The 15,791-nt window shown below is 65.9% G+C and carries 18 protein-coding genes; 8 read left to right on the top strand and 10 right to left on the bottom strand.

All coding sequences use genetic code 11. From position 1 onward, the window contains the following. Positions 1-9: 9 nt before the first annotated feature. Positions 10-1,002 carry a polyprenyl synthetase family protein gene (locus K3551_RS00725; RefSeq protein ID WP_259916796.1) on the bottom strand — a complete coding sequence of 331 codons (993 nt, stop codon included), beginning with the start codon at positions 1,000-1,002 and terminating at the stop codon, positions 10-12. A 47-nt stretch (positions 1,003-1,049) separates the two neighbouring features. Between K3551_RS00725 and K3551_RS00720 the strand changes: the two genes are divergently transcribed. From K3551_RS00720 to K3551_RS00710, 3 genes are all read left to right on the top strand, one after another. Next, positions 1,050-1,265, top strand: coding sequence for a DUF2007 domain-containing protein (locus K3551_RS00720; RefSeq protein WP_259916795.1), 216 nt, complete (start codon positions 1,050-1,052; stop codon positions 1,263-1,265). Beyond that, complete coding sequence (locus K3551_RS00715; RefSeq protein ID WP_259916793.1) at positions 1,262-1,987, top strand: tRNA1(Val) (adenine(37)-N6)-methyltransferase; 726 nt, start codon at positions 1,262-1,264, stop codon at positions 1,985-1,987. The genes K3551_RS00720 and K3551_RS00715 overlap by 4 nt, the downstream gene beginning before the upstream one ends. A 103-nt stretch (positions 1,988-2,090) precedes the next feature. Beyond that, positions 2,091-2,267 carry a YdcH family protein gene (locus K3551_RS00710; protein WP_259916791.1) on the top strand — a complete coding sequence of 59 codons (177 nt, stop codon included), beginning with the start codon at positions 2,091-2,093 and terminating at the stop codon, positions 2,265-2,267. 34 nt (positions 2,268-2,301) lie between these two features. Here the strand turns inward: K3551_RS00710 and gcvA are convergent, their stop codons facing one another. Continuing rightward, a complete protein-coding gene (gene gcvA / locus K3551_RS00705) occupies positions 2,302-3,270 on the bottom strand; it encodes a transcriptional regulator GcvA (protein ID WP_259916789.1) in 969 nt (322 codons plus the stop codon). 112 nt (positions 3,271-3,382) lie between these two features. Here gcvA and K3551_RS00700 point away from each other — a divergent pair, with 112 nt between their 5' ends. Next, positions 3,383-3,520, top strand: coding sequence for a hypothetical protein (locus K3551_RS00700; protein WP_259916787.1), 138 nt, complete (start codon positions 3,383-3,385; stop codon positions 3,518-3,520). A gap of 97 nt (positions 3,521-3,617) precedes the next feature. Here the strand turns inward: K3551_RS00700 and phbB are convergent, their stop codons facing one another. The 4 genes from phbB to K3551_RS00680 form a co-directional block, all read right to left on the bottom strand. Further along, positions 3,618-4,340 carry an acetoacetyl-CoA reductase gene (gene phbB, locus K3551_RS00695; RefSeq protein WP_259916784.1) on the bottom strand — a complete coding sequence of 241 codons (723 nt, stop codon included), beginning with the start codon at positions 4,338-4,340 and terminating at the stop codon, positions 3,618-3,620. A gap of 128 nt (positions 4,341-4,468) precedes the next feature. Next, the gene (locus tag K3551_RS00690; RefSeq protein ID WP_259916781.1) at positions 4,469-5,644 is read right to left on the bottom strand and encodes an acetyl-CoA C-acetyltransferase; all 1,176 of its coding nucleotides are present in this window, start codon (positions 5,642-5,644) and stop codon (positions 4,469-4,471) included. A gap of 220 nt (positions 5,645-5,864) precedes the next feature. After that, positions 5,865-6,707, bottom strand: coding sequence for an EAL domain-containing protein (locus K3551_RS00685; protein WP_259916780.1), 843 nt, complete (start codon positions 6,705-6,707; stop codon positions 5,865-5,867). A gap of 54 nt (positions 6,708-6,761) precedes the next feature. Continuing rightward, positions 6,762-7,322, bottom strand: coding sequence for a type 1 glutamine amidotransferase domain-containing protein (locus K3551_RS00680; RefSeq protein WP_259916779.1), 561 nt, complete (start codon positions 7,320-7,322; stop codon positions 6,762-6,764). A gap of 75 nt (positions 7,323-7,397) precedes the next feature. Between K3551_RS00680 and K3551_RS00675 the strand changes: the two genes are divergently transcribed. Continuing rightward, positions 7,398-7,961: a DNA-3-methyladenine glycosylase I gene (locus tag K3551_RS00675; protein WP_259916777.1), complete on the top strand. Its 564-nt coding sequence runs from the start codon at positions 7,398-7,400 to the stop codon at positions 7,959-7,961. On the opposite strand, the gene K3551_RS00670 is transcribed toward K3551_RS00675, so the two are convergent. Further along, positions 7,958-8,953 carry a nitronate monooxygenase family protein gene (locus K3551_RS00670; RefSeq protein ID WP_259916775.1) on the bottom strand — a complete coding sequence of 332 codons (996 nt, stop codon included), beginning with the start codon at positions 8,951-8,953 and terminating at the stop codon, positions 7,958-7,960. The two genes, K3551_RS00675 and K3551_RS00670, sit on opposite strands and share 4 nt — an antisense overlap. 136 nt (positions 8,954-9,089) lie before the next feature. Then, a complete protein-coding gene (locus K3551_RS00665) occupies positions 9,090-10,976 on the bottom strand; it encodes a PhoX family phosphatase (protein ID WP_259916772.1) in 1,887 nt (628 codons plus the stop codon). Positions 10,977-11,237: 261 nt separating this feature from the next. On the opposite strand from K3551_RS00665, the gene K3551_RS00660 reads away from it, so the two are divergent. After that, positions 11,238-13,214: an Ig-like domain-containing protein gene (locus tag K3551_RS00660; RefSeq protein WP_259916769.1), complete on the top strand. Its 1,977-nt coding sequence runs from the start codon at positions 11,238-11,240 to the stop codon at positions 13,212-13,214. Between the two features lie 10 nt (positions 13,215-13,224). Here the strand turns inward: K3551_RS00660 and K3551_RS00655 are convergent, their stop codons facing one another. Further along, complete coding sequence (locus K3551_RS00655; protein ID WP_259916767.1) at positions 13,225-13,677, bottom strand: Lrp/AsnC family transcriptional regulator; 453 nt, start codon at positions 13,675-13,677, stop codon at positions 13,225-13,227. Positions 13,678-13,750: 73 nt separating this feature from the next. Here K3551_RS00655 and K3551_RS00650 point away from each other — a divergent pair, with 73 nt between their 5' ends. Next, positions 13,751-14,350 carry a LysE family translocator gene (locus K3551_RS00650; protein WP_259916766.1) on the top strand — a complete coding sequence of 200 codons (600 nt, stop codon included), beginning with the start codon at positions 13,751-13,753 and terminating at the stop codon, positions 14,348-14,350. Here the strand turns inward: K3551_RS00650 and K3551_RS00645 are convergent. Continuing rightward, the gene (locus tag K3551_RS00645; RefSeq protein WP_259916764.1) at positions 14,347-14,646 is read right to left on the bottom strand and encodes a DUF6476 family protein; all 300 of its coding nucleotides are present in this window, start codon (positions 14,644-14,646) and stop codon (positions 14,347-14,349) included. The two genes, K3551_RS00650 and K3551_RS00645, sit on opposite strands and share 4 nt — an antisense overlap. On the opposite strand from K3551_RS00645, the gene K3551_RS00640 reads away from it, so the two are divergent. After that, positions 14,630-15,643, top strand: a complete 1,014-nt coding sequence (locus tag K3551_RS00640; protein WP_259916762.1) for an RluA family pseudouridine synthase — start codon at positions 14,630-14,632, stop codon at positions 15,641-15,643. The genes K3551_RS00645 and K3551_RS00640 overlap by 17 nt on opposite strands. Positions 15,644-15,791 lie beyond the last annotated feature (148 nt).

Genomic DNA, 15,791 nt, shown 5'->3' with positions numbered 1-15,791 from the left:
CCTGACCCGTCAATGCGCGCGGGCCACCACGTAATCGGCCAGATCGCCCAGCATATCGCGCAGATCGGATGGCGGCAGGCGGGTCAGCGCCGCCTTGGCGCGGTCGCGCCAGGCCAGTGCCTCCAGCCGGGTTTCGTCCAGCGTGCCGTGTCGGGCCAGGATGGCGCGGGCGCGGTCCAGGTCGTCGGCCTTGCCCTGTTCAAGCGCGGCCTTCCAGAACGCCCGTTCCGCGTCGTCGCCACGGGCCAGGGCGCGGATCACCGGCAGGGTCAGCTTGCCCTCGCGGAAGTCATCGCCCAGGTTCTTGCCGATACTGTCGCCGGCGCCGCCATAGTCCAGCCAGTCATCCACGATCTGAAAGCTGACCCCCAGCGCGTCGCCAAACTCCGCCAGGGCCTCCACCTGGTCTTCGGGGGCCCCTGCAACCACGCCGCCAACCTTGGCCGCCGCTTCGAACAGCGCCGCCGTCTTGCCGCGCACCACCTGCAGATAGGTTGCCTCCGTGGTTGCCAGATTGCGCGCGGCGGTCAGTTGCAGGACCTCGCCCTCGGCGATCGTGGCCGCCGCGCCCGACAGGATGTCGAGCACCCGCAGGCTGCCCGTCTCGACCATCAACTGGAACGAGCGGGCGAACAGATAGTCGCCGACCAGGACGCTGGACTGGTTGTCCCACAGCAGGTTCGCCGTGGGCCGCCCGCGGCGCTGATCGCTTTCGTCGACGACGTCGTCGTGCAGCAGGGTGGCGGTGTGGATGAACTCTACCGTCGCGGCCAGCTTGATGTGGTCGTCGCCCTGGACACCGCACATCTTGGCACAGGCCACGGTCAGCAGGGGGCGGACCCGTTTGCCGCCCGCCTCGACCAGATGGGCCGTCACCTCGGGAATCCGCGGCGCGTGCTCCGAGGCCATGCGTCCCCGGATGACCGCATTCACCGACTCCATCTCGGCGGCGCAGGCGGCTGCAAGACGTTCGTGCGGTTTGATCGGTTTGGCGTCGGTCATGGGGTCCCTATCTCGACAAGGGCCGCGCGGGCCCATAGCTGTTTGCCATGAAAGAACTTCTGCGCACCAACGACCCGACGATCATCGCATTTGCTTCCGCCCTTCTGGACGGCGAGGGTATAGACTGCTTCGTTCTGGACGCCAACACGTCGGTGTTGGAGGGATCCATCGGCATATTGCCGCGCCGGATGATGGTGGCGGACCGGGATCTGTTCCTGGCGCGCGCCACGATGTCCGACAACGGGGTCGCCGTGTCCGAATGACCCAGACGCGGGATGCGTTCCTTGGCGGGCGGCTGGTGCTGCGGCAAACGGTGACAGGGTTCCGTGCCGGATCCGACGCCGTGTTGCTGGCCGCCGCCGTGCCGGCCCGTGCGGGGCAAAGCGTGCTGGATCTGGGCTGCGGTGTGGGGGCCGTGATGTATTGCCTGGGCACGCGGGTGCCCGGTCTGACCTTGACGGGCCTGGAGACAGAACCCGTCGCCGCCGCCCTGGCCCGTGCCAACGGCACCGCCGAGGTGGCAGAGGCGGATGTGCTGACCCTGCCGCCCGATCTGCGCAACAGGCAGTGGGATCACGTCGTGTCGAACCCGCCCTATTTTGGGGCCTCCGCCGGGTCGCCGGCCCATGCGCCCGCGCGCGAAGCCGGCCTGCGCGAGGCGCGACCGGGGGACCTGCGCCGCTGGGTCGAAATCGCCTGCAAGCGCGCGGCCCCCAAGGGCAGCGTGACGCTGATTGCCCGCGCGGACAGGTTGGCGGATCTGGTGACGCCGATGGCCGCGGCCCTGGGTGGGCTGGTGGTCCAACCGGTCGCCGCCCGCCCCGGAACCCCCGCCAAACGCGTCATCGTGCAGGGGGTGAAGGGATCCCGCGCCGCCCTGCGTTTGTGCGCGCCGCTCAATCTGCATGCAGCAGACGGCAGCGACGGCTACGCACCAGAGGCGGAAGAGATCCTGCGAAACATGGGCCCATTGTCCCTGCGATAGATCGAATGCCTTGCAACAATCCGCCGCAGCGTTTCGATTTTTCGTGACAGATACGTGACGGTCGTGCTGCACTGCAAGGACATCAACATCAAAGGAGACTGCCATGTCGCTTACCTCGCACCTTCAAGAACTGCGGAAGAAGCACGAGACACTCTCCCGGCAGGTGGAAGAGGAACAACGGAGTCCGGGCTCCGACAGTGTCGCACTCAGCGAGATGAAGAAACGCAAGCTGGCGATCAAGCAACAGATCGAGAAGCTTTCCAGCGCGGCCACGCACTGACCGCGCCCCCACAAGATGAACCGTAGGCCCGCTTTCAGCGGGCCTTTTTCATGGGCTCCAGGCTGCCTGCATCAATCATCCGGCGCCCCTTGGTGTGATCGTCCATGCGTGCCACCTCGGCGGCCAGCCAATCGAGAAAGGCGCGCGTGTTGGGCCGCGTCTCGGCACCCTTTGGCGTCAGCACGCTAAAGAATGCGCGCGGAACAAGCGCCAGTTCGAAGGGCGCGATCAACTGGCCCTTGCGCAGGGAACTTTCGGCCAGGGACAAACGCCCCAGCACCACGCCTGCCCCCGATTGCGCGGCGTCGATTGCGTGATCGGCCTGGCTGAAATGGGGGCCGTGCAGGTCGTCTGCGCGGATGCCGTTGGCACCGAACCAGTCCGCCCAAGAGACTGAATTCTGCAAGAAAGCAATCGAATCGTCGAAAATGATCGGTGCCTCCAGCAGGCTTTCGGGCGTGGGGTATTTGGCGACCAGATCCGGGTGCATCATGGGGGTCAGCCATTCACCAATCTGCATCGCCAGGTGCAGCCCGGCGTCGGCCTTGCTGTCGCTGGGGCCAAAGCGAATGGCGATGTCGATGTCGTCGGTGGAAAAGTCGAGCATCCGTAGCGTGGCAGCAAAGCGAAGCTCGATCTCCGGGTGTTTCTGCGCAAAGTGGAACAGCCGCGGGGCGAGCCATTTGGCGGTGAAGGCAGGTCCTGCGGTGACCGTCAGGATGCCGCTGTCCAGGGTTCGCTTGGCCGCGCGCCAGCCGCCCGCAAGTGTCTGAAATCCTTGGGTTGCAGGCTCCGTCAGGGCGCGACCTGCCTCGGTCAGTTCGACCCGCCGGTTGAGCCTGCGGAAGAGGGGGGCGCCCAGGTGTTCCTCCAGCGATTTGATCTGGAACGAGAGGGCGGCGGGGGTGACCGACAGCTCCGCTGCTGCGTCCTGGAATGACAGGTGACGGGCGGCGGCCTCAAAGGCACGGAGGGCGGTGAGAGGGGGCAGGCGTTCGGGCATGACGCTTAAGTATAACTTAACCGAGGCATTGGAAAGTCTCGTTTGTTATGAGTAATGATCGCCGTCATATTGAGTTCAGACACAGAAACATTGAACTCAAGGAATACCCGTTATGTTCGAGACGCATACCACCCGCACCTATGACGAAGCCTTTGCCCGTGCCCGCGCCGAGCGTGCCGCCGCCTTTCGCGCGCTGCTGACCTTCCGTCTGCCGAGCTTCATGCTGGGGCGGTCCCCCCGCCACGCCTGAAGAAAAGGCCCGACCCCTTCGGCGGAAGGGGTCGGGCCAGGTATTCACGTTTTGGGGCAGATCCCGCAGGGGGTCTGCCCCGTTTTGTACAAAAGCCTCAGGCCAGGTACTGTCCGCCATTCGCGCTGATGGTCGAGCCGGTGATGAAGCCCGCATCGTCCGACGTCAGGAAGGCCACGCAGCGCGCGATCTCCTCTGCTTCGCCCAGGCGGCCGACCGGAATGGCGCCGACGATGACGTCCATGACCTTTTCGGGAATCGTGCTCATCATGTCGGTGTTGATGTAGCCAGGGGCCACCACGTTCACCGTGATGTTGGCGCGCGCACCTTCCTGGGCCAGGGCCTTGGTAAAGCCGATGTCACCGGCCTTGGTCGCGGCATAGTTGGCCTGGGCGAACTGACCCTTTTGGCCGTTGATCGAGCTGATCGTGACGATGCGGCCGAACTTACGCTCGCGCATGCCGCCCCAGACGTTGTGGGTCATGTTGAAGACACCGTTCAGGTTGGTGTCGATGACCTCTTTCCAGTGCTGCGGCGTCATCTTGTGGAACGGCGCGTCGCGGGTGATGCCCGCGTTGTTGACCAGAATGTCGACGGGGCCCAGATCGGCCTCGACCTGGGCGATGCCCGCCTGGCAGGCATCGTAGTCGGCCACGTCCCACTTGTAGGTCTTGATGCCGGTTTCTTCGGTGAATTGCTTCGCCCGTTCGTCGTTGCCGGCGTAGGTCGCGGCGACCTGAGCGCCCTGTTCCTGAAGCGCCTTGGCAATTGCGGCGCCGATGCCGCGGCTGCCGCCGGTGACGAGTGCAGTGCGAGTCATGAAGTGTCCTCCTCAGACGATGATTTGATATTTAGTTTCGCGTCCGGCTTCGGGCCTGTCGACCCGCAAAGCGCCTGCGCGTGAAAAAAAGGGGCGGTCGCCCGCCCCTTGGTCCGTGATGCCGAGGCTTACGGCCGCTCAACGCAGAGCGCGACGCCCATGCCGCCGCCGATGCACAGCGTGGCGAGACCCTTTTTGGCACCGCGGCGCTGCATCTCGAACAACAGCGTGTTGAGCACGCGGCAGCCGGAGGCACCGATCGGGTGACCGATGGCGATGGCACCACCGTTGACGTTCACGATCGCCGGATCCCAGCCCATTTCCTTGTTCACGGCGCAGGCCTGGGCGGCGAAGGCTTCGTTCGCCTCGACCAGGTCCAGGTCGTCGACGGACCAACCCGCCTTGTCCAGCGCCTTGCGCGAGGCGTAGATCGGGCCCACGCCCATGATCGACGGGTCCAGACCGGCGGTCGCGTAGGAGGCGATGCGGGCCAGCGGCTCGATCCCGCGCTTTTCCGCGTCATCGGCGGACATCAGAAGCGTGGCGGCGGCGCCGTCGTTGAGGCCGGAGGCATTGGCCGCGGTGACCGAACCGTCCTTGGAGAATGCGGGGCGCAGTTTCTGCATCGCTTCCATGGTCGCGCCGTGGCGGATGTATTCGTCCTTGTCGACGATGATGTCGCCCTTGCGGGTCTTGACGGTATAGGCGGCGATCTCATCGTCGAACTTGCCGGCCTTTTGGGCGGCCTCGGCCTTGTTCTGCGAGGCGACGGCGAATTCGTCCTGCTGCTCGCGGGAGATCTGCCATTTTTCGGCAACGTTTTCGGCGGTGGTGCCCATGTGGTAGTTGTTGAACGCGTCCCACAGGCCGTCCTTGATCATCGTGTCGACCAATTTCATGTCGCCCATCTTTTGCCCGGCACGCATCGCCTGGGCATGGGGCGAGAGGGACATGCTTTCCTGTCCGCCCGCGACGACGATCGCGGCATCGCCCAGCATGATGTGCTGTGCGCCCAGCGCCACGGCGCGCAGGCCCGAACCGCAGACCTGGTTGAGGCCCCAAGCGGCGGCTTCCTGCGGGAGACCGGCGTTGATGTGGGCCTGACGGGCGGGGTTCTGACCCTGGCCGGCGGTCAGGACCTGACCCAGGATCGTCTCGGAGACGTCGGCCTTGTCGACACCCGCGCGGGCGACGACCTCTTCGATCACGGCGCGGCCCAGTTCGTGGGCGGGCGTGGTGGCGAAGGAGCCTAGGAAACTGCCCACGGGTGTGCGGGCGGCAGAGGCGATCACAACGTTGGTCATAGAGGACGTCCTTTCCTTGCGCCGCAGGGTCAGGGCATCGGCCCCGGATTCGGTGGGGTCCCCCGGCGCACGAATATGCGCCTGCCTTAGCGGTTGCGGGCAAAATTCGCAAACATTCCGGGCGGTTTGCGACAGCAACAGATGGAAAAGCGGCCTTGCGTCCCCGGCATGGCTGGCGCAACTGCATGTGCCACAACGGCTGTTGGCGCTATCGCGACGATCACCCCTGGCGGCGGGCCGGGGCCGGTTGCAGCGCGGGCCTGTCACCTTCCCAGGGGGGGCGGACCAACGGTGCGCCGTAGTAGTAGCCCTGAAGACAATCGATTCCCGCATCCACCAGGAATTGCGCATCGGCCTTGGTTTCCACCGATTCGGCCACCGTGAACATGTCGAACTGCTGTCCGATCATGATCAGCGCCTTGAGAAGGCATTGATTGTCGGGGTCCTTGTGGCAATCGTGAATGAAACTGCCGTCGATCTTGAGAATGTCGAAGTAGAATTCCTTGAGATAGCGGAACGACGTCTGACCCGCCCCGAAATCGTCGAGCGCAAAGGTGATGCCCTTGTCCTGAAGCTCGGCCATGAAGCTTTTGACCAGTTCCGGGACGAGCATTGCGGAACTTTCCGTTACCTCCAGGATCAAGCGTTCGGCCACGGTCGGGTCGCGGTCGATCCAGTGGTGCAGGATCTGCATCCAGCGGGGATAGCCGATGGACCTGGCAGACATGTTGATGGACAGGCGCAGGTCGGGTTGCCGGGACAGGGCGTCGAAGCCGGCATTGAGGGCGACGCAATCGATCTGACGGCCCAGCTCCTCCGCCTCGATCACGTCGATGAACTGGCCGGCGGGGATGATGCGGCCCGTCTCATCGAGCAACCTGATCAGCCCCTCGTAGAACACCGGGGCCCCGGTTTCGGCGCTGACCACCGGTTGAAAGGCCAGGATAACCTCACCCGACGTCAGCGCGCCACGCACCATGTTCAGGATGTCGCGGTCGCGTTCCGTGACGGCGTAGGTCAGCGGGTCGTCGGGGACCACGTCGGCAAAGGTTCTGCGGGGCATGGCACCTCGGGCTCTGAGTGGGGCCAAGGTGCCATGCAGGTCGTTACCGGGCCGTTAAGCGGCGCGGCGTTCGTGGCGGCCTTCTTCGACCTCTTCGACGATCTTGGCCACGAAATCGTTCAAATCGTCCGGGTTCCGGCTGGTGATGATGCCGTTGGAAATGGCGACGGGCTTGTCGACGACATGGGCACCGGCGTTTTTCAGGTCGGTGCGGATCGAGGGATAGGCGGTCATCTCGCGCCCTTCGACCACGCCCGCCTCGATCAACAGCCAGGGCGCGTGGCAGACGGCGGCGACGATGCGGCCCGCGTCGACGAAATCGCGGATCAGGTCCACGGCGTCCTTGTTGGCGCGCAACAGGTCGGGATTGATCTGGCCGCCGGGCAGCACGATGGCGTCGTAGTCGGACATCTTTACATCCGAAAGGGCCAGGTCGGCCGCGGCCTCATCGCCCCAATTGTCCCCGTCCCAGCCCTTGATCGCCTGGCCGTCGGGCGTGGCCACGTGAACGGTCGCGCCCTTGGCACGCAGATCGTCGCGGGGTTTTTCCAGCTCGGATTGTTCAAACCCATGGGTAGAGAGGATCAGGATCTTGGCGTCGGTCATGGCGGGCATGTCTGCCTCCTTCGTCAATTGCGGTTCGGGCCCTCAACGGGCAGGGTCCGGCCGAGGTTCCGAAGAGGTGACGTGATGGAAAGATGCGGTTGGGTCGGGGCGGATCCCTTGTACGAGGCGTATCACGACACCGACTGGGGCGTGCCGGAATGGGACAGCCGGGCCCTGTGGGAAAAGCTGATCCTGGACGGGTTTCAGGCCGGGCTGAGCTGGATCACGATCCTGAAGAAGCGCGAGAATTTCCGCGCCGCCTTTGAGGGGTTCGAGCCGGAGGTGATCGCAGGCTGGGGCGAGGCGGAGGTGACGCGCCTACTGGCCGATCCGGGGATCGTGCGTCACCGGGGCAAGATCGAAGCGACCATCGGCAACGCCCGCGCCTATCTGGAGATCACGGATTTCTCGGCCTGGTGCTGGGATTACGTCGACGGTGCGCCGTTGCAGATGCGCCCCGCGTCCCTGGCGGAGGTCCCGGCGGAAACGCCCCTGTCGCGGCAGATGTCGAAGGACCTGAAAAAGGCCGGGTTCAAGTTCTGTGGGCCGACCATCGTCTATGCCTGGATGCAGGCCGTTGGCATGGTCAACGACCATGTGACCGGGTGCCACCGGTGTGATCCCGTGGCGGCGATGGGCGCGCGCTAGCCGAAGGTCGCGGCACCGGCGGCGATGATGCGGCGGGCGTCGCGATCCAGTTCCTCGACGATTTCGGCTGCGCGCTGGATATGGCGGGCAAGCCCGACGCCCTGACCGGCCCAGAGCGACATCGCCTCGACCGTGCCGGTGGTGCCGTCGATCGGCGTATAGCTTTGATACCGGGTGACCGGGTCGCCGTTCGGACGGTGGCCCAGGACCTCGCCTTCCTGCGGGCGCAGGCCGGGCGCGGGGCTGCCCGCGTCCTGCCATTGGCGGGTCGTCGAATTGGTCAGCACGCGGTGCGGGGCGTCGGGCCAGGACAGGTCGTAAAGGTCATGCGCCCAGGTCGTCCCGTCCTCGCCCGCCTTCAGCACCCGTTCGCGGTAGGTCTGATGGATCGCCGCCTCCTGGCTGGCCAGAAACCGGGTGCCGACCCACCCCGCCGAGGCCCCCAGCATCAGCGCAGCCGCCAGCCCGCGTCCGTCGGCGATGCCGCCCGCCGCGATCACCGGCACATCGACCGCATCCACCACCGCCGGGATCAGCGCCATGGTGGCGACCTGACCCCAGACGTGGCCCCCGGCCTCCCAGCCTTGGGCCACGATGATGTCGGCCCCGGCGTCTGCGGCCTGGCGCGCCTCGGCGGCGGTCCCGACGGACGACAAGACCAGCACCCCGGCGGATTTCGCGGTCTCGATGGCGCGGGGGTCATGCCCCCAGAACAGCGAGACGGCGGCGACGCCTTCGTCGATGCAGACCTGCAACCGATCTTGCCAGTCGAAGCCAAGGTTCAGGTTGACAGCAAAGCCCCGGTCCGTCTGCGCGCGGATCGCGGCGATGCCCGCGCGCACCTCTGGCAGGGGCTGCGACCAGAGGGGGATCACCCCGAAGCCGCCCGCGTTGCAGACGGCGGCCACCAGATCCGGGCCCGCCGCCCCGCCCATCGGGGCCGAAAGGATTGGGCGGTCGATCTGCAAAAGGGTCTTCAGGTGCGTCCACATGGCGGGCTCCGTTGTCCGGCGGTCATGCTGTGTCGCTGATGCGGCACCTGTCAAGCAACGGGCCAGAACACGAATGGGCCCGAACGCGAACGGGGCACCTGAAGGTGCCCCGACGCGTGATCCTGTGGTGGGCTGATCAGCCGACCACGGCGCCGTCCGTGCGTTTGACCGTCACGATGGCCGAGCGGGGCAGGGCGCCTTCGCCGTCGGGGAACGGGGCGGAGGGGTGCTGGATGCCCAGGAACATCGTCTTGAGGTCCGCCGACCAGGTCAGGCCGGTCACCTCAGAGCCATTCGGCCCGGTCAGGAAGCGGCGGATCTCGCCGGTTTCCGGGTCGCCTGCCAGCATCTGGTTGTTGCCCATGCCGGTGTAGGCGCCTTCGTTCGAATCGTCGCCATCGGTCTGGATCCAGAGCGTGCCGGTCGTGTCGAACTGCATCCCGTCGGGCGAGTTGAACAGGTTCCCCTCGTCGATGTTGTCCGATCCCTTGTAGTCGGCCTGACCCACGATCGGGTTGCCGGCCATGACATAGAGGTCCCAGCGGAAGCCCTGGGCGGCGTGATCGTCCCCATCGGGCAGCCAGCGCACGATCTGACCGTAGTTGTTTTCGGCGCGCGGGTTCGGGCCGTTGACCGGGGTCGGATCGCCTCCGGCGTTGGGCTTGACCGCGCGGTTGCGGTTGTTGGTGAGCGCGCAATAGGCCTGGGCCGAGACCGGGTTCACGGCCACCCATTCCGGGCGGTCCATGGTGGTCGCGTCCACCGCCGAGGCGGCCATGCGGGTGTGGATCAGGATTTGACCCGCGTCCATGCCGGTGTTTTCCGGCGACAGCTCGACCCAGCGGCCGGTCATGTCGTCCTGGAACTTGGCCACATAGAGCGTGCCGTCATCGAGCAGGCCATCGGTCGGCCCGCCTTCGACGTAGGTGCCGTTGGAGACGTATTTGTAGAGGTATTCGCCCCGCTCGTCGTCGCCCAGGTAGACCACGACCTGACCGGTCTCGGCGATCACACAGGCCGCGTTTTCGTGCTTGAAGCGGCCCAGTGCGGTGCGTTTGACCGGCTGGCTGTCGGGGTTGGCGGGGTCGATTTCCACGATCCAGCCGAAGCGGTTGGGCTCGTTCGGCTCCTGCGTGACGTCGAAGCGGGCCTGGTGCAGTTCATAGCCGTAGCGACCCTTGGCGTTGACGCCGTAGCGGTTGAACGCCGGGGTGTCGACGGAGGCCTCGTCAGAGGCGCCGAAGTAGCCGTTGAAGTTCTCTTCGCAGGTCAGATAGGTGCCCCAGGGCGTCTTGCCCGCGCCGCAGTTGTTCAGCGTGCCCAGCGCCACGGTGCCTTCGGGGTCGGCAGAGGTGCGCAGCATCTCGTGACCGGCCGCAGGACCGGCGATGGTCATCGGCGTGTTGTGGTGGATGCGGCGGTTGAAGGGGCTGTCGACGACGATTTCCCAGCCGTTCGCACCCTCGGCGATTTCCATGACGGTGACGCCCTGGATGTTCTGCAGGATGGTGACGTCGTCGGCGGTGAATTCCGCGTCACCTTTCCAGGGCAGGTTCGTCTTCACGTTGGCATATTCGTGGTTCACGGCGATCAGCTGACGGCCGTCGACCACGAAGGCCTCCATGCCGTCGGTGTTTTCGCCAAAGACGCGGTCAGACGACGCGACGGTGATGCCGGTCTGCGGATCGAAGGCTTCGGCGTCCGAGAACAGCGCGTCGCCCCAGCGGGCCAGCACGTCCCATTCGTAGCCCTCGGGCACGTGGACGGTATAGTCGGTCTGCGCGGGGATCGCGTCGAAGGCGAAACGGGCATGGCCGTCGGCGCGCGCGGCCGAGGTCGACGACATCAGCGCCGAAACGCCGGTGCCCATGACCGCCGCACCCGACCCCACGGCCAAAACGCCGCGCAGAAAGCCGCGGCGCGACACGGCGCTGGCGACCACATCGTCGAATTGGGTCTGTTCAGGGCGGGGCGAGTGCAGTTCGTCCCAGTCATCGGCGCTGAGGTGATCGAGGTTTTTCATGGGGCTCTCCTGCGGAAAAGGTCAGATGGGATCGGGGCGGCCGATCTCCTTCGGGTCGGGTAGGGCGCGCGGATTTCAGGTTGGTGACAGGCTGGTGACGACTGTGTGACAGGCCGGTCCCGGCCCGGCGACGGCGGATTTCCACCGAAGTCGCGCCATCTTGCCGGATCACCTGCCGTGGTCGATTGACAGATCCGTGAGCGGCCCGCACCGTTGGGCTATCGTATTCAAATTTCAGAATTTGCCTCGAAAGGCCCTACCATGCCCGTAACTGCGATAGATGACATCCCCCAAGCCAATACGGTTGGATACTACGATCTGCGCGGTGCAGGCCGGGGCGAGCAGGCCGACATCATCGCTGATGCCGGGGCCACCGGACAACAACTGACCGAGATCACCGCCGACAGCCTGATGGGCATCGACGTGCTGATGGTGAACAACCAGGACAACAACGGCTACGGTACTGAATGGCGGGACGGCCTGCCGGCCTTGCAGGCGGCGATCGAAGCGGGGTTGATCTTGGTCTTTCATGACCGCGGCATCGGAAACGGCACAGCCGGAGCCCTGCCGGAGACGGGCGGGATCGGTTTCGTCCGGGATTTTTCCGACGAACGTTCCATCGAGTTCGAGGACGACGGGCACCCCCTGGCGACCGGTCTGACGGATGCGTCGCTCGACCAAGGCAGTTCGAGCACCCACGGCTTTACCCCACGCGGCAGCCTGCCGGAGGGGGCGGAGACCTTTCTGACCCGCACCAATCCCGATGAGATCGTGACCTTCAGCTACGGTCTGGGCGCGGGGACGGTCTATTACTCTTCGATCCCGCTCGATTTCTACCTGGAGCCGATCGACGCGGCGGCAGGGATCAATGCCAATTTCCAGAGGTATGCCGAAAACTTCGTGTCCTTCCTGTCCGACCCGGCGCTGGGCGTGACGGATGTGGCCGCGGGAACGTTGACCATCGCGGCAGAGCGGTTGCTGGCCAACGACACCGGCGACGCCGGGGCGACCCTGAGCATTACCGGGGTTTCGGCCACGTCGGCTCTGGGGGCGGTTGTGACGCTGGGCGCGGATGGCACGATCACCTACGATGGTTCTGCGCTGGATCTGCTGGCGCTGACCGGGCAGCAGGACAGCTTTGACTACACGGTGTCCGATGGCGCGGGTGACAGCGACACCGCGACTGTCACCTTCGAGATCGACCTGCCGCGCCTGGTCGGCGACGACACCGCCGAAACACGCACGGGCACCCCCGGTTCCGATTTTCTGTCCGGGATGGGCGGGGACGATACGCTGGACGGTCTGGCCGGTCCCGACACGCTGGATGGTGGCGAAGGCAACGACAGCCTGACCGGCGGGGATGGCAATGACGCCATCAGCGGCGGGCTTGGCGACGACACGGCCACGGGCGACGCAGGCCAGGATACGCTGACCGGCGGCGAAGGGGCCGACGACCTGTCCGGCGGGGATGGCAACGATGACATCCGCGGCGAGGCCGGAAATGACACGCTGGACGGTGGCGCAGGGCGCGATACCCTGATCGGCGGCGAAGGCGATGACAGCATCGACGGCGGTCCGGGCGTCGACCGGATCGACGGCGGTCCCGGCCAGGATGTCATCCGGGCGGGTGAATTCGCCTCTGGCGTGGATACGATCAACGGCGGCAATGGCGATGACGTCATCGACGGCACGGGCGGTCCGGTCCGGGTCTTTGCCGGGGCGGGCAACGATACGGTCAATGGCAACGGTGAAATCAACGGCATGGGCGGCAACGACGTGCTGATGGGCGGCACCGGCGTCGATGTGATCGCGGGTCAGTCCGGTAACGACACCCTTTCAGGCGGGGCCGGCGACGACCGGATGTTCGGGGGCGGCGGCGACGACTTCCTGTTTGGTGGGCTCGGGTTCTCGAACCGGGTCTGGGGCGGTGCGGGGGCCGATACGTTCCTGCTTGCCGATGAGTTTTCGGCCGTGACCCGGTTGATGGATTTTGATGCCGACGCTGGCGACACGCTTTTGTTCTATCGCGAAAGCGGCTCGGCGCAGGATCTGGCTGCAAGCTTCGATCTGGTGGTCCAACGGGTTGTCGCGGGCGACGAAAACTCTGACGTGGCCTCCGTCATTCTGGTGCGGGATAACAACATGGTCGCCCAGTTCGAGGATTTCGCCGCCGGTCAGATCCGGCTGGAGGTGTCCACGGAAACCAGCTTCGAGATCATGACGTGGGACGTGGCCTGACCGACAGGGATCAGGCCCGTTCGTCCTTGGGGCTGCCCATGACAACATAGGTCTGCAGGGTCGCGACCTGGGGCAGCACGCCCAGCACATCGGTGTGAAAGTGTTTGTAGGCGGCGAGGTCACGGGCCTCGACCCGCAGCAGGTATTCCACGGCACCGGTGATGTTGTGACATTCCCGGACCTCGGGCGCGCTGGCGATGGCGCGCTCGAACGCATCCTGCCCGTTTTTGGAATGATCGTTCAGGCCGACCGTGATGTAGGCGGTGAACCCCAGGCCCATGCGATCCGGGTCGAGAACCGCGCGGTAGCCGGTGATGACGCCCGACGCCTCCAACGCCTGCACGCGCCGCAGGGTGGCCGAGGGCGACAGGCCGACGCGCGCCGAGAGCGCCTGATTGGTCAGGCGACCGTCCGTGGACAGAACTTGCAAGATATTGCGGTCAATGTCGTCAATCTGCGTCATATCTTGCGATATTATCTTTTTCAGGCGGATCTTTGCAAGGACATGCCCCCAAGAGCCGCGTAAACCTTGCGCCATGACATATGACTTGCTGCTGGCCTTCGCCGTTTTCGCCTTTGTCTCGTCGATCACGCCGGGGCCCAACAACCTGATGATCATGGCTTCGGGGGCGAATTTCGGTGTGGCCCGCTCCTTGCCGCATCTGATGGGGATCACCGGCGGATTTGGCGCGATGATCGTGCTGGTGGGCCTGGGACTGGCCCAGGTGTTCGACGCCGTGCCGGTGTTGAAGCCCGCGTTGGCGGTCGTGTCCGTGCTGTATCTGCTGTGGCTGGCCTGGAAAATCGCCCATGCCGCGCCCCCGGCGCAGGCCGCGACAGACGGGCGCCCGATGACGTTCCTGCAGGCGGTGGCGTTTCAATGGGTGAACCCCAAGGCCTGGACGATGGCCCTGACGGCGGTGACGCTTTACACCACCGGGGGCACCTGGGCCGTGGTGCCGGTGGCCCTGACCTTTGTGGTCATCGGGTTTCCGGCCATGTGTTTCTGGCTGCTGCTGGGGGTGCAGATGCGACGGTTCCTGACCTCGCCCGCGCGGTTGCAGGCGTTCAACTGGACCATGGCGGGGCTGTTGGTGGCCAGCCTGTGGCCGTCGGTCGCGCCGCTGCTGGGCTAGGGGGTCAGGGGGACTTCGCGCTGCAGGGTGCCGTCGGGGGCGAAGATCAGCAGGCGGTCATCCGTGGTCGTGACCAGCCAGCGGGTCGGGGTCTGGGTGACCGCGTGGACCTGAATGCCGTCGGGCAGGGCCAATGCCTCTGCCGCGACGGGGGCAGGTGCGCGCAAGCGGGTGACAAGCAGCGTCACGACCGTTAACAGCCCCACGATCATCACCGCCGTCAGCACCGTGACCAGAATGCGCAGAAATCGCAGGTTGGTCGGTTCGGGAACCTCATCCATGTCCTCAGACACCATCGTCACCTTTGTTATCGGGGCGGAACCGCCGTCGCGTCTGGATAAGGCAATCGCCCGCGACGTGCCAGCAGAGGCGCACCTGAGCCGGTCGCGCCTGGCCCGCCTGCTGGAAGAGGGGCGCGTGACCGTCGATGGCACCGTCGCGGGCGCCCGCGACAAGGTGGCCGAGGGGGGCGCGATCGCCGTGCGTGTTCCGGTCGCCGAAGACCCCGAGACGCGGGCCGAGGACATCCCCCTGAGCATCGTGCACGAAGACGCCGACCTGATCGTCATCGACAAACCTGCGGGCATGGTGGTGCACCCGGCGCCCGGCTCGCCGGGGGGGACGCTTGTGAACGCGCTGTTGCACCATTTCGGCGGGGCGCTGTCCGGGGTGGGGGGCGAACGCCGCCCCGGCATCGTGCACCGCATCGACAAGGAGACGTCCGGCCTGTTGGTGGTGGCCAAGTCGGACGCGGCGCATCACGGGCTGGCCGCGCAGTTCGAGGCGCATACCGCGCAGCGGCGCTATCTCGCGATTTGCCACGGCGTGCCCGACGCGGGCGATCCCCGCCTGCGCGGCCTGCGCGGGATCAGCTGGGAGGCGGGCGATACGCTCAAGATCACGACCCGTCTGGATCGCCACCGGACCGACCGCCAGAAACAGGCGGTTTTCTGGACCGGAGGGCGTCATGCGGTCACCCGCGCCCGGCGCCTGGAGGATCTGGGCGTTGCGGCCTTGTTGGAATGCCGGCTGGAGACGGGGCGCACGCATCAGATCCGGGTGCACATGGCCTATGCCGGTCACGCGCTGATCGGCGACCCGACCTATGGCGGGCACCGGCGTTTGCCGCGTGGCCACGCGGCGGTGGAGGCGGTCGCCGGTTTTCCGCGTCAGGCGCTGCATGCCGCCACGCTTGGCTTTGTGCATCCGGTCAGCGGGGTCGAGTTGTCGTTCGATGCGCAGATGCCTGACGATATGGCGGCGCTGCTGGCCAACCTGCGGGCGGCGTCTTGACGAAATTGAAACCTTTCGGCGGGCATTGCGTTTCCTGAGCGTACATCGTCGGGAGTTGCGTGCGTTTTTGCGCAGGTTTCCCGCCAAACGGGCCGTTTCGTTGCGAGGGTGCAGGGGATAAACAGGTTTCCGACCGCTGCCGCGCCGG

Source organism: Jannaschia sp. M317 (assembly GCF_025141175.1).
Lineage (GTDB): Bacteria > Pseudomonadota > Alphaproteobacteria > Rhodobacterales > Rhodobacteraceae > Jannaschia.
This window is presented reverse-complemented; position numbering and strand designations above follow the sequence as displayed.

Coding starts and splice junctions, on each gene's coding strand:
- K3551_RS00670 (WP_259916775.1), bottom strand. CDS start 8,953: ATGTGGACGCACCTGAAGACCCTTTTGCAGATCGACCGCCCAATCCTT.
- K3551_RS00710 (WP_259916791.1), top strand. CDS start 2,091: ATGTCGCTTACCTCGCACCTTCAAGAACTGCGGAAGAAGCACGAGACA.
- K3551_RS00675 (WP_259916777.1), top strand. CDS start 7,398: ATGGAAAGATGCGGTTGGGTCGGGGCGGATCCCTTGTACGAGGCGTAT.
- K3551_RS00645 (WP_259916764.1), bottom strand. CDS start 14,646: ATGGTGTCTGAGGACATGGATGAGGTTCCCGAACCGACCAACCTGCGA.
- phbB (WP_259916784.1), bottom strand. CDS start 4,340: ATGACTCGCACTGCACTCGTCACCGGCGGCAGCCGCGGCATCGGCGCC.
- K3551_RS00685 (WP_259916780.1), bottom strand. CDS start 6,707: ATGCCCCGCAGAACCTTTGCCGACGTGGTCCCCGACGACCCGCTGACC.
- K3551_RS00720 (WP_259916795.1), top strand. CDS start 1,050: ATGAAAGAACTTCTGCGCACCAACGACCCGACGATCATCGCATTTGCT.
- K3551_RS00650 (WP_259916766.1), top strand. CDS start 13,751: ATGACATATGACTTGCTGCTGGCCTTCGCCGTTTTCGCCTTTGTCTCG.
- K3551_RS00690 (WP_259916781.1), bottom strand. CDS start 5,644: ATGACCAACGTTGTGATCGCCTCTGCCGCCCGCACACCCGTGGGCAGT.
- K3551_RS00660 (WP_259916769.1), top strand. CDS start 11,238: ATGCCCGTAACTGCGATAGATGACATCCCCCAAGCCAATACGGTTGGA.
- K3551_RS00700 (WP_259916787.1), top strand. CDS start 3,383: ATGTTCGAGACGCATACCACCCGCACCTATGACGAAGCCTTTGCCCGT.
- K3551_RS00640 (WP_259916762.1), top strand. CDS start 14,630: ATGTCCTCAGACACCATCGTCACCTTTGTTATCGGGGCGGAACCGCCG.
- K3551_RS00680 (WP_259916779.1), bottom strand. CDS start 7,322: ATGCCCGCCATGACCGACGCCAAGATCCTGATCCTCTCTACCCATGGG.
- K3551_RS00725 (WP_259916796.1), bottom strand. CDS start 1,002: ATGACCGACGCCAAACCGATCAAACCGCACGAACGTCTTGCAGCCGCC.
- K3551_RS00665 (WP_259916772.1), bottom strand. CDS start 10,976: ATGAAAAACCTCGATCACCTCAGCGCCGATGACTGGGACGAACTGCAC.
- gcvA (WP_259916789.1), bottom strand. CDS start 3,270: ATGCCCGAACGCCTGCCCCCTCTCACCGCCCTCCGTGCCTTTGAGGCC.
- K3551_RS00715 (WP_259916793.1), top strand. CDS start 1,262: ATGACCCAGACGCGGGATGCGTTCCTTGGCGGGCGGCTGGTGCTGCGG.
- K3551_RS00655 (WP_259916767.1), bottom strand. CDS start 13,677: ATGACGCAGATTGACGACATTGACCGCAATATCTTGCAAGTTCTGTCC.